The organism is Pseudomonas sp. OV546 (assembly GCF_900116845.1).
In the GTDB taxonomy this organism is placed as follows: domain Bacteria; phylum Pseudomonadota; class Gammaproteobacteria; order Pseudomonadales; family Pseudomonadaceae; genus Aquipseudomonas; species Aquipseudomonas petroselini.
This window is the reverse complement of record NZ_FPCE01000003.1, coordinates 12,614-24,962: the sequence shown is the minus strand read 5'-3', so window position 1 is coordinate 24,962 and position 12,349 is coordinate 12,614. Positions and strand designations below refer to the sequence as shown.

Annotated in this window: 12 protein-coding genes; all 12 read left to right on the top strand. The window is 61.6% G+C overall.

The window, feature by feature from the left end:
- The first annotated feature begins 16 nt into the window (after window positions 1-16).
- The 12 genes from BM403_RS08105 to trpC all read left to right on the top strand — a co-directional run bounded on the left by BM403_RS08105 (window position 17) and on the right by trpC (window position 12,335).
- Window positions 17-646 carry a response regulator gene (locus tag BM403_RS08105; protein ID WP_015886166.1) on the top strand — a complete coding sequence of 210 codons (630 nt, stop codon included), beginning with the start codon at window positions 17-19 and terminating at the stop codon, window positions 644-646.
- 214 nt (window positions 647-860) lie between these two features.
- Window positions 861-1,973: an ABC transporter ATP-binding protein gene (locus BM403_RS08100; RefSeq protein ID WP_093542396.1), complete on the top strand. Its 1,113-nt coding sequence runs from the start codon at window positions 861-863 to the stop codon at window positions 1,971-1,973.
- A 43-nt stretch (window positions 1,974-2,016) separates the two neighbouring features.
- Complete coding sequence (locus BM403_RS08095; RefSeq protein ID WP_015886164.1) at window positions 2,017-3,057, top strand: ABC transporter substrate-binding protein; 1,041 nt, start codon at window positions 2,017-2,019, stop codon at window positions 3,055-3,057.
- Between the two features lie 205 nt (window positions 3,058-3,262).
- Window positions 3,263-4,510, top strand: a complete 1,248-nt coding sequence (locus BM403_RS08090; protein ID WP_015886163.1) for an ABC transporter permease — start codon at window positions 3,263-3,265, stop codon at window positions 4,508-4,510.
- Window positions 4,511-4,522: 12 nt separating this feature from the next.
- Window positions 4,523-5,347, top strand: coding sequence for an ABC transporter permease (locus BM403_RS08085; RefSeq protein WP_093542394.1), 825 nt, complete (start codon window positions 4,523-4,525; stop codon window positions 5,345-5,347).
- 217 nt (window positions 5,348-5,564) lie between these two features.
- The gene (locus BM403_RS08080) at window positions 5,565-6,713 is read left to right on the top strand and encodes an iron-containing alcohol dehydrogenase (RefSeq protein ID WP_093542392.1); all 1,149 of its coding nucleotides are present in this window, start codon (window positions 5,565-5,567) and stop codon (window positions 6,711-6,713) included.
- A gap of 84 nt (window positions 6,714-6,797) precedes the next feature.
- Window positions 6,798-7,472, top strand: coding sequence for a ribulose-phosphate 3-epimerase (gene rpe, locus BM403_RS08075; RefSeq protein WP_046035020.1), 675 nt, complete (start codon window positions 6,798-6,800; stop codon window positions 7,470-7,472).
- Entirely contained in the window at window positions 7,469-8,287 is an 819-nt protein-coding gene (locus BM403_RS08070) for a phosphoglycolate phosphatase (RefSeq protein ID WP_015886159.1), read from the top strand. Before rpe ends, BM403_RS08070 begins: the two co-directional genes overlap by 4 nt.
- Before the next feature lie 70 nt (window positions 8,288-8,357).
- Entirely contained in the window at window positions 8,358-9,839 is a 1,482-nt protein-coding gene (gene trpE, locus BM403_RS08065; protein WP_015886158.1) for an anthranilate synthase component I, read from the top strand.
- A gap of 10 nt (window positions 9,840-9,849) precedes the next feature.
- A complete protein-coding gene (locus BM403_RS08060; RefSeq protein WP_093542390.1) occupies window positions 9,850-10,443 on the top strand; it encodes an aminodeoxychorismate/anthranilate synthase component II in 594 nt (197 codons plus the stop codon).
- Window positions 10,444-10,452: 9 nt separating this feature from the next.
- Window positions 10,453-11,502, top strand: a complete 1,050-nt coding sequence (gene trpD / locus BM403_RS08055) for an anthranilate phosphoribosyltransferase (protein WP_093542388.1) — start codon at window positions 10,453-10,455, stop codon at window positions 11,500-11,502.
- Window positions 11,499-12,335, top strand: a complete 837-nt coding sequence (gene trpC / locus BM403_RS08050; protein WP_015886155.1) for an indole-3-glycerol phosphate synthase TrpC — start codon at window positions 11,499-11,501, stop codon at window positions 12,333-12,335. Before trpD ends, trpC begins: the two co-directional genes overlap by 4 nt.
- The last annotated feature ends 14 nt before the right edge of the window (window positions 12,336-12,349 follow it).

Below are 12,349 nucleotides of genomic sequence, written 5' to 3'. Positions count from 1 at the left end.
CCAAGAGGAAGTCCCTGTGATCCGCGTACTGGTAGCCGAAGACCACACCATTGTTCGTGAAGGTATCAAGCAATTGATCGGCCTGGCCAAAGACCTGCTGGTGGTTGGAGAAGCGAGCAATGGCGAGCAACTGCTGGAGACCTTGCGCCATGTACCGTGCGAGGTGGTGTTGCTGGACATCTCGATGCCCGGCGTCAATGGCCTGGAAGCGATTGCGCGCATTCGTGCGTTGAACAATCCGCCGGCGATCCTGGTGCTGTCGATGCACGATGAAGCGCAAATGGCCGCCCGAGCCTTGAAAGTGGGGGCGGCGGGTTATGCGACCAAGGACAGCGACCCGGCGCTGTTGCTCACGGCGATCCGCAAGGTCGCGGCCGGCGGGCGTTACATCGACCCGGACCTGGCCGACCGCATGGTCTTCGAAGTCGGCCTTACCGATACCCGGCCGCTGCATTCATTGCTCTCGGAGCGCGAGTTCTCGGTGTTCGAGCGCCTGGCCCAGGGCGCCAACGTCAACGATATCGCCCAGCAACTGGCGCTGAGCAGCAAGACCATCAGCACGCACAAGGCGCGGTTGATGCAAAAGCTCAATATCACCTCCCTGGCTGAACTGGTGAAGTACGCGATGGAGCACAAGCTGCTTTAACCACATGCCTGTTTACGACGCCCTTTGAGCGGCGCTGAGCTGATGGCTGGCGCAGGGCGCTGCGGCACTGTTCTATTCCCGCCATGCGTGTAGGGCGATCCCTACCCCGAACCTTCCATCCGGCTGATGCCATTCTCTCCTGGCCCCCGATTTCCGGGGGCTCGTGCCTGGACTACGCTTGTTCCACAGCAGTCCAAAATACAAAGGTGCGGGTATGGGCGAGGTGGATACAAATGATGTGCTGGTCAGCTTTCGTGGCGTGCAGAAGAGCTACGACGGCGAGAACCTGATCGTCAAAGACCTCAACCTGGAGATTCGCAAGGGCGAGTTCCTTACCCTGCTCGGGCCTTCCGGTTCGGGCAAGACCACCAGCCTGATGATGCTCGCCGGCTTTGAAACGCCGACCGCCGGTGAAATCCAGCTGGCCGGGCGCTCCATCAACAACGTACCGCCGCACAAGCGCGACATCGGCATGGTGTTCCAGAACTACGCGCTGTTCCCGCACATGACCGTGGCCGAAAACCTGGGGTTTCCGCTCTCTGTGCGTGGCCTGAGCAAGACCGATATCAGCGAGCGGGTCAAACGCGTGCTGAGCATGGTCCAGCTTGACGCGTTCGCCCAACGCTACCCGGCGCAACTGTCCGGCGGCCAGCAACAGCGTGTGGCGCTGGCCCGAGCGTTGGTGTTCGAACCGCAACTGGTGCTGATGGACGAACCCCTCGGCGCCCTCGACAAGCAACTGCGCGAACACATGCAGATGGAGATCAAGCACCTGCATCAGCGCCTCGGCGTGACCGTGGTGTACGTGACCCACGACCAGGGCGAAGCGTTGACCATGTCCGACCGGGTGGCAGTGTTCCACCAGGGCGAGATCCAACAGATCGCCGCACCGCGCACGTTGTACGAAGAACCCAAGAACACCTTCGTCGCCAACTTCATCGGTGAAAACAACCGTCTCAATGGCCGCCTGCACAGCCACACCGGCGACCGCTGTGTCGTCGAGCTGGCGCGCGGCGAGAAAGTCGAGGCGCTGGCCGTGAACGTCGGCCAGGTCGGTGGCCCGGTAACGCTTTCGGTGCGTCCGGAACGTGTGAGCCTCAATGGCTCCAGCGAAAGCTGCGTCAACCGCTTCTCTGGGCGGGTGGCGGAATTCATCTACCTGGGCGACCACGTGCGCGTGCGCCTGGAAGTCTGCGGCAAGGCCGATTTTTTTGTGAAACAACCGATTGCCGAGCTGGACCCAGCCCTGGCGGTCGGCGACGTGGTACCGATTGGCTGGCAAGTCGAGCACGTTCGCGCACTCGACCCACTTCTAGAGGCGAATTGATCGCCCCATGGCTTCACCAACCCTGCACGTGGAGAGAACAACAATGTTGAGTTCCTTGAAGTATTCCGTCCTGGCATTGAGTTTGATGGGCGCGACACAGGCCATGGCCGGCCCGGACCTGACCGTCGTGTCCTTTGGTGGCGCGAACAAGGCGGCTCAGGTCAAAGCCTTCTACGCACCGTGGGAAAGTGCGGGCAACGGCAAGATCGTCGCCGGCGAGTACAACGGCGAAATGGCCAAGGTGAAAGCCATGGTCGACACCAAGAGCGTGTCCTGGGACCTGGTGGAGGTGGAGTCGCCGGAACTGTCCCGTGGCTGCGACGAAGACATGTTCGAGCCGCTGGACCCGAAACTATTCGGCAACGCTGCCGATTACGTGAAGGGGGCGATCCAGCCGTGCGGCGTGGGCTTCTTCGTATGGTCGACGGTGCTGGCCTACAACGCCGATAAGTTGGCGTCCGCGCCGACCAGCTGGGCGGATTTCTGGGACACCAAGAAATTCCCGGGCAAACGCGGTTTGCGCAAAGGCGCCAAGTACACCCTGGAATTCGCCTTGATGGCCGACGGCGTAGCGCCGAAGGACGTATACAAAGTGCTGGCCGGCAAAGATGGCCAGGACCGCGCATTCAAGAAACTCGATGAACTCAAGCCGTCGATCCAGTGGTGGGAAGCCGGCGCACAACCGCCGCAGTACCTGGCCTCGGGTGACGTGGTGATGAGCTCGGCCTACAACGGCCGCATTGCCGCCGTGCAGAAAGAAAGCAACCTGAAAGTGGTATGGAACGGCGGGATCTACGACTTCGACGCGTGGGCCATTCCTAAAGGCCTGGCCAAGGATCGTGCGGAAGCGGCGAAGAAATTCATCGCTTTCTCGGTGCAGCCGCAGCAGCAGAAGACCTACTCGGAAAACATCGCCTACGGCCCAGCCAATACCCAAGCCGTCCCGTTGCTGGCCAAGGACATCCTCAAGGACATGCCGACCACCCCGGAAAACATCGCCAACCAGGTGCAGATCGATGTGAGCTTCTGGGCGGACAACGGTGAGCAGCTGGAGCAGCGCTTCAATTCCTGGGCTGCCAAGTAACCCTTCTGGATCGGACTTTGTAGTGAGCGGGCTTGCCCCGCGCTGGGTGGCGAAGCCGCCCCAAGCCAGGCGCCGCATTCTTCCAGACAGAATCCAGGTGCCTGGTTTCAGGGCGGCTTCGCCACCCAGCGCGGGGCAAGCCCGCTCACTACGGGTTAGAGCCCAGCCATAGATGTGTCGTCATTTTCAAGATCCGGAGTCAGCCATGGCCATCGCCGTTCCCTCGAACGAGGTCAACAGCCCCACCCTCAAGCAGCGCCTGGCGCGCGCCGAGCGGCTTAATCGCTGGAAGGCCCAGGCCTTGATTGCGCCGCTGGTGCTGTTTTTGCTGCTGGTGTTCCTGGTGCCGATCGTTGCGCTGCTCTACAAAAGTGTGGGCAACCCGGAAGTGGTGGGTGGTCTGCCGCGCACCGTGGTGGCGGTGACGGCCTGGGACGGTCGTGGCTTGCCGGGCGAGCCGGTGTACCAGGCCCTCAGTGAAGACCTGGGCGAAGCGCGCAAAAACCAGACCCTGGGCGATCTGTCCAAGCGCCTGAACATGGAACTGGCCGGCTACCGCAGCCTGCTGACCAAAACCGCGCGGGCGCTGCCGTTCAGTGAAGCGCCTGCCTCTTATAAGGAAGCGTTGGAAAACCTCGACGAACGCTGGGGCGACCCGGCCTACTGGCAGGCGATCCGGCGCAATACCAGCAGCCTGACACCGTTCTACCTGCTGGCGGCTGTCGATCACCGCATCGACGACCTCGGCGAAGTAGCGCCGGCCACGCCAGACCAGGCGATCTACCTGGACATTTTTGCCCGCACTTTCTGGATGGGCTTGGTGATCACGGCTATCTGCCTGCTGCTGGCCTATCCCCTGGCGTACCTGCTGGCCAACCTGCCGGCGCGCAAAAGCAATCTGTTGATGATTCTAGTGTTGCTGCCGTTCTGGACCTCGATCCTGGTGCGGGTAGCCGCATGGATTGTGTTGCTGCAGTCCGGCGGCCTGATCAACAGCGCAATGATGAGCTTGGGACTGATCGACAAACCGGTGGAACTGGTGTTCAACCGTACCGGTGTCTACATCTCCATGGTGCACATCCTGCTGCCGTTCATGATTCTGCCGATCTACAGCGTGATGAAAGGCATCTCGCCGACCTACATGCGCGCCGCGATTTCCCTGGGTTGTCACCCGTTCGCCAGCTTCTGGCGCGTGTATTTCCCGCAGACCTACGCCGGAGTGGGCGCCGGTTGCCTGCTGGTGTTCATCCTGGCAATTGGTTACTACATCACCCCGGCCCTGCTGGGCAGCCCGAACGACCAGATGGTCAGCTACTTCGTGGCGTTCTACACCAACACCAGTATCAACTGGGGCATGGCGACGGCGTTGGGCGGCTTGCTGCTGCTGGCGACCGTGGTGCTGTACCTGATCTACAACCGGCTGGTGGGCGCCAGCCGCCTGCGCCTGAGCTAAGGAGGCCCTGCGATGCTGAGCCCTTATAAGTCGCCCGTTGAGCGGGTGTGGTTCTACAGCTTGCGGATCCTCTGCGGCTTGATCCTGTTGTTCCTGATATTGCCCGTGCTGGTGATCATTCCGCTGTCGTTCAACAGCGGCAGTTTCCTGGTGTACCCGCTGCAAGGTTTTTCGCTGCACTGGTACCAGGACTTCTTCGCCTCCGCCGAATGGATGCGTGCGCTGAAGAACAGCATCATCGTCGCCCCGGCGGCCACGGTGCTGGCCATGGTGTTCGGCACCTTGGCGGCGATCGGCCTGACGCGCGGTAATTTCCCCGGCAAGGCGTTGGTCATGGCGCTGGTGATTTCGCCGATGGTGGTGCCGGTGGTGATTATCGGCGTGGCCAGTTACCTGTTCTTTGCACCGCTGGGCCTGGGCAACAGCTTTTTCTCGTTGATCGTGGTGCATGCGGTGCTGGGCGTGCCGTTTGTGATCATCACCGTGTCGGCGACCTTGCAGGGCTTCAACCACAATCTGGTGCGGGCGGCGGCCAGTCTTGGCGCATCGCCGTTGACTGCGTTTCGCCGAGTGACCTTGCCGTTGATTGCGCCAGGCGTGATTTCCGGGGCGTTGTTTGCCTTCGCCACGTCGTTCGATGAAGTGGTGGTGACGCTGTTCCTCGCCGGCCCGGAGCAAGCGACCCTGCCGCGCCAGATGTTCAGCGGCATCCGCGAAAACCTCAGCCCGACGATTGCGGCGGCGGCAACGCTGTTGATTGCCTTCTCGGTGTTGCTATTGCTGACCCTGGAATGGTTGCGTGGCCGCAGTGAGAAGCTGCGTACTGCGGCGGTCTAACGGCCTGCTGGAGATTCAAGTGTGGGAGGGGGCTTGCCCCCGATAGCGGTGGGTCAGCCAGCATTGGTGTAGCTTGACACTCAGCCATCGGGGGCAAGCCCCCTCCCACATTGGTTTCGTGTTGTCTTGGAAATAACCATTCAGGCCCTGAATGCTGGGCAACCCCATTTTCCGAGCTACTCTTGTGCCAGCCCATCCCTGATAAGAGGCCGCGCACATGAGTACCTCCTCATTCAAGATCGCCCACAAACTGCTCACCGGCGCTGGCGCCATCGAACAACTGGCCTTTGAGCTCACCCGCCTGGATGTGGACAACCCGCTGATCGTCACCGACGCCGCGCTGGTCAAGTCCGGCACCGTGGCGCTGGCACTCGAGCACCTGGGCGAACGCAGCTACGAGATTTTCGACCGCGTCCTGCCCGACCCGGAAATCGCCATCGTCGAGGACTGCATGCGTGTCTACCGCGAGGGTGGGCATGACGGCTTGATCGGCCTGGGCGGCGGCAGCGCCATCGATATCGCCAAAAGCGTTGCCGCCTATGCCGGATACCACGGCGCGCTGGCGGATTTGTTCGGCGTCGACCAGGTGCCGCGCAAGGGCCCGCCGCTGATTGCCATCCCGACCACGGCGGGCACCGGCTCGGAAGTGACCAATGTGGCGATCCTCTCCGACAAGGCCGCGCAGCTGAAAAAAGGCATTGTCAGCGACTACCTGCTGCCGGACGTCGCGCTGATCAGCCCGCAAATGACCCTGACCTGCCCGCGCAGCGTCACCGCCGCCAGCGGCGTGGATGCGATGGTGCATGCCATCGAATCTTACCTGTCGCTGAATGCTTCGCCGATCACCGACGCGCTGGCCATCGGCGCTATCAAACTGATCGCCAAGGCGTTGCCCAAGGCCTACGCGAACCCCGCGAACCTGCAGGCGCGAGACGATATGGCCACCGCCAGCCTGATGGCCGGTATGGCGTTCGGGAATGCCGGGGTGGGCGCGGTGCATGCGTTGGCGTACCCGCTGGGTGGGCGTTTCAATATTGCCCATGGTGTGAGCAACGCGCTGTTGCTGCCCTATGTGATGCACTGGAACAAGCTGGCCTGTGTGGAGCGTATGCAGGACGTTGCGCAGGCCATGGGCGTGAATGTCGCCGGCTTGAGCGTCAATGATGCCGCCGACCAAGCTGTCGAGGCCATGACGCGACTGTGTGCCGCAGTAGATATCCCGGCGGGCCTGCGCAGTTTCGGGGTGCCCGAGGACGCGATCCCCGCCATGGCCGTGGAGGCGGCGGGCATTGAACGGTTGATGCGCAACAATCCGCGCAAGCTCAGCGCGGCGGATATCGAGAAAATCTATCGGGCTGCGTACTAGCCATTGAGCCAGGTCACGGTGCGCGCGGCAAAGCATGAGGTATACAATGCGCGCCATCGTGATTTAGCTCAAAAAAGGTGCGTCATGCAGCCCTTCGTCATTGCTCCATCGATTCTCTCCGCCGACTTCGCCCGCCTGGGTGAGGAAGTGGACAAGGTGTTGGCCGCCGGTGCCGACTTCGTGCACTTCGATGTCATGGACAACCACTACGTACCCAACCTGACCATCGGCCCGATGGTTTGCGCCGCGTTGCGCAAGTACGGCATCACTGCGCCGATCGATGCGCACCTGATGGTCAGCCCGGTGGATCGCATCATCGGCGACTTCGTTGACGCCGGCGCGACCTACATCACCTTCCACCCGGAAGCCTCGCTGCACGTCGACCGCACCCTGCAACTGATCCGCGAAGGCGGCTGCAAGGCGGGCCTGGTGTTCAACCCGGCCACTCCACTGAGCGTGCTTGAGTACGTGATGGACAAGGTCGACATGATCCTGCTGATGAGCGTCAACCCGGGCTTCGGCGGGCAGAAGTTCATCCCCGGTACGCTGAACAAGCTGCGCGAAGCCCGCGCGCTGATCGACGCCTCGGGTCGTGACATCCGCCTGGAAATCGACGGCGGGGTCAACGTTAACAACATCCGCGAAATCGCTGCGGCGGGCGCCGACACCTTCGTGGCCGGCTCGGCGATCTTCAACGCGCCGGACTACCAGGAGGTCATCGATAAGATGCGCGCCGAACTGGCGCTGGCGCGTCCATGAGCGGCTTTGAGCAGCTGTTCCCCGGCAAATTGCCACGGCTGGTGATGTTCGATCTTGACGGTACCTTGATCGACTCGGTGCCCGACCTGGCGGCGGCGGTGGACGAGATGCTGCTCAAGCTGGGGCGCAAGCCGGCCGGGGTCGACTCGGTGCGCGAATGGGTTGGCAACGGCGTGCAGATGCTGGTGCGCCGGGCCTTGGCCGACCACATCGATGCCGAAGGCGTGGATGAGGTGGAGGCTGAGCACGCCCTGGAACTGTTCAACGCCGCCTACGAAGACGGCCACGAACTGACCGTGGTCTACCCGGGCGTGCGCGACACCCTCAAGTGGCTGAGCAAGCAAGGAGTGGAAATGGCCCTGATCACCAACAAGCCGGAACGCTTCGTCGCACCGCTGTTGGATCAGATGAAAATCGGCCGTTATTTCCGCTGGATCATCGGTGGCGATACCCTGCCGCAGAAAAAGCCGGACCCGGCGGCGCTTTTTTTCGTGATGAAAATGGCCAATATTCCGGCCTCGCAGTCGTTGTTTGTCGGCGATTCGCGCAGTGATGTGCAGGCGGCAAAGGCCGCGGGTGTGCAGTGTGTAGCCCTCAGTTACGGCTATAACCATGGCCGGCCGATTGCCGAAGAGTCGCCGGCAATGGTCATTGATGACCTGCGCCTGCTAATCCCCGGTTGCTTGGGAGCTGGCGCTGAGATAACGTTGCCCGACACCGATCCGTCCCCTTCTGGAAATTCCATCGTGGTGGTCACTCGCAAACTCTGGATGAAAGTTATCAAGGCCTTGGCCCGCTGGCGTTGGCGCGCCTGACTGATCCTGGCCGCGCTCTGCGGCACGTTTGCATACCTGACTGTTAGATCCTCAAGCCACGAGGCATATCATGACCCGCGAAGAATTCCTGCGTTTGGCCGCTGCCGGCTATAACCGTATCCCCCTGGCCTGTGAAACCCTGGCCGACTTCGACACCCCGTTGTCGATCTACCTGAAACTGGCCGACGAGCCCAACTCCTACCTGCTCGAGTCGGTCCAGGGCGGCGAGAAGTGGGGCCGTTACTCGATCATCGGCCTGCCGTGCCGCACGGTGCTGCGGGTACATGACCATCATGTGAGCATTAGCCATGATGGCGTCGAGATCGAAAGCCACGATGTCGAAGACCCGTTGGCGTTCGTCGAGGCGTTCAAGGCGCGCTACAACGTGCCGACCATTGCTGGGCTGCCACGCTTCAACGGCGGCCTGGTGGGTTACTTCGGCTACGACTGCGTGCGCTACGTGGAAAAACGCCTGGGCAAATGCCCGAACCCGGATCCGCTGGGGGTGCCGGACATTCTGTTGATGGTCTCCGATGCGGTGGTGGTGTTCGACAACCTCGCCGGGAAGATGCACGCGATTGTGCTCGCTGACCCGTCCCAGGTCGACGCGTTCGAGCAAGGCCTGGCCAGCCTCGAAGCCCTCATGGAAAAACTGCGCCAGCCGATCACCCCGCGTCGCGGCCTGGACCTCAGCCGTCCGCCGGCGGCCGACCCGGTGTTCCGCTCCAGCTTTACCCAGGATGACTACGAGCGTGCGGTCGACACCATCAAGGAATACATCCTCGCCGGTGACTGCATGCAGGTGGTGCCGTCGCAACGCATGTCCATCGACTTCAAGGCCGCGCCGATCGATCTGTATCGCGCATTGCGCTGCTTCAACCCGACGCCGTACATGTACTTCTTCAACTTTGGTGACTTCCACGTGGTGGGCAGTTCGCCGGAAGTGCTGGTGCGCGTCGAAGACAACCTGATCACCGTGCGCCCGATCGCCGGTACTCGCCCACGGGGTGCGACCGAAGAGGCCGACCTGGCGCTGGAAAAGGACCTGTTGAGCGACGACAAGGAAATCGCCGAGCACCTGATGCTCATCGACCTGGGTCGTAACGATACCGGGCGTGTCTCGGAAATCGGTTCGGTGAAACTCACCGAAAAGATGGTGATCGAGCGGTATTCCAACGTGATGCACATTGTGTCCAACGTCACCGGCGAGCTGAAAGCCGGCTTGACGGCGATGGACGCGCTGCGCGCGATTCTGCCGGCGGGCACCTTGTCGGGTGCGCCGAAGATCCGTGCGATGGAAATCATCGACGAGCTGGAGCCGGTCAAGCGCGGTGTCTACGGCGGTGCCGTGGGCTATTTCGCCTGGAACGGCAACATGGACACGGCCATTGCGATCCGCACGGCCGTGATCAAGGACGGGGAGCTGCATGTGCAGGCCGGTGGCGGGATTGTCGCCGACTCGGTGCCGGCCCTCGAATGGGAAGAAACCCTGAACAAGCGCCGCGCGATGTTCCGCGCCGTTGCGCTGGCTGAACAGACCCCCAATTCTTGAGGTTTCCCCCATGTTGCTGATGATTGATAACTACGATTCCTTTACTTACAACGTTGTGCAGTACCTGGGCGAGTTGGGTGCCGAGGTCAAGGTGGTGCGCAACGATGAACTGACCGTGGCCGAGATCGCTGCCCTGAACCCGGAGCGCATCGTGGTTTCGCCAGGCCCGTGCACGCCGACCGAGGCGGGTGTCTCGCTGGAGGCGATCAAGTATTTCGCCGGCAAGCTGCCGATCCTGGGCGTATGCCTGGGCCACCAGTCCATCGGCCAGGCCTTTGGCGGTGACGTGGTGCGTGCGCGCCAGGTGATGCACGGCAAGACCAGCCCGGTGTTCCATCATGATCTAGGCGTGTTTCATGGCCTCAACCTGCCGGTGACGGTGACCCGCTACCACTCGCTGGTGGTCAAGCGCGAAACCTTGCCGGAATGCCTGGAACTCACCGCTTGGACCCAGCTGGAAGACGGCTTGGTCGATGAGATCATGGGCCTGCGCCACAAGACACTGAATATCGAAGGGGTGCAATTTCACCCTGAGTCGATCCTGACCGAGCAGGGCTACGAGCTGTTCGCCAACTTTCTCAAGCAGAGCGGCGGCACGCGCTAAGGACTTTCCATGGATATCAAGACTGCCCTGAGCCGTATCGTCGGCCATCTGGACCTGAGCACCGCTGAAATGAGCGATGTGATGCGCGAAATCATGACCGGTCAGTGCACCGATGCGCAGATCGGCGCGTTCATGATGGCGATGCGCATGAAGAGCGAGAGCATCGACGAGATCGTCGGCGCGGTATCGGTCATGCGCGAGCTGGCGGACAAGGTTGAGCTCAAGACCCTCGACGGCGTGGTCGACGTGGTCGGCACCGGCGGTGACGGTGCGAACATCTTCAACGTCTCGACGGCGTCGTCTTTTGTTGTTGCTTCGGCGGGTTGCACCGTGGCCAAGCACGGTAACCGTGCCGTGTCTGGCAAGAGCGGCAGTGCCGATTTGCTCGAAGCGGCGGGCATCTACCTGAACCTGACCCCGGTTCAAGTGGCGCGTTGTATTGATAACGTCGGCATCGGCTTCATGTTTGCCCAATCTCATCATGGTGCAATGAAGCATGCCGCCGGCCCACGCAAGGACCTCGGCCTACGCACCCTGTTCAACATGCTCGGCCCGCTTACGAATCCGGCCGGTGTGAAGCACCAGGTGGTAGGCGTGTTCAGCCAGGCGCTGTGCCGGCCTTTGGCCGAAGTGCTGCAGCGCATGGGCAGCAAGCATGTGCTGGTGGTGCATTCCAAAGACGGCTTGGACGAGTTCAGCCTGGCGGCACCGACGTTCGTGGCGGAACTAAAGAACGACCAAATCACCGAATACTGGGTCGAGCCGGAAGATTTGGGTATGAAGAGCCAGAGCCTGCATGGCTTGGCGGTGGAAAGCCCGGCGGCGTCCCTGGAGTTGATTCGCGATGCGTTGGGGCGTCGCAAGACCGAGAACGGCCAAAAAGCTGCTGAGATGATTGTTCTGAATGCTGGCGCGGCACTTTATGCGGCGGACCATGCCTATAGTCTTAAGGAAGGTGTCGCCTTGGCCCACGATGCACTGCACACCGGTCTGGCTCGCGAGAAGCTCGAAGAACTCGGGGCATTCACCGCAGTATTCAAGATGGAGAATGAAGGATGAGTGTGCCGACCGTTCTGGAAAAAATCCTGGCCCGCAAAGCTGAAGAAGTCGCCGAGCGTCGCGCCCGTGTCAGCCTGGCCGAGCTTGAAGCCCAGGCGAAGGTCGCTGATGCACCGCGTGGCTTTGCCAATGCCTTGATCGCCCAGGCCAAGCTCAAGCAGCCTGCGGTCATTGCCGAGGTCAAGAAAGCTTCGCCGAGCAAAGGTGTGATTCGCGAGATCTTCATTCCTGAAGACATTGCCAAGAGCTATGAGAAGGGCGGGGCGACCTGCCTCTCGGTGCTGACCGATATCGACTACTTCCAGGGTTCCGACCTGTTCCTGCAGCAAGCCCGCGCTGCGTGCAAGTTGCCGGTGATCCGCAAGGATTTCATGGTTGACCCGTACCAGATCGTCGAAGCCCGTGCCCTGGGCGCCGACTGCGTGCTGTTGATCGTTTCCGCGTTGGATGACGTGAAGATGGCCGAACTGGCTGCCGTCGCCAAAAGCGTCGGCCTGGACGTACTGGTGGAGGTGCACGATGGCGATGAGCTGGAACGCGCCCTGAAAACCCTCGACACACCGCTGGTGGGGGTCAACAACCGTAACCTGCACACCTTCGAAGTCAGCCTGGAAAACACCCTCGACCTGCTGCCGCGTATTCCGCGTGACCGTCTGGTGATTACCGAGAGTGGCATCGTCAACCGTGCCGATGTGGAACTGATGGAAATCAGCGGCGTGTATTCGTTCCTGGTGGGCGAGACCTTCATGCGCGCTGAAAACCCGGGGGCGGAGCTGCAGCGCTTGTTCTTCCCGGAGCGTGGCGTGGCGGTCAGTGGTTCGACATTAGACTGACTTGAACACAGTCA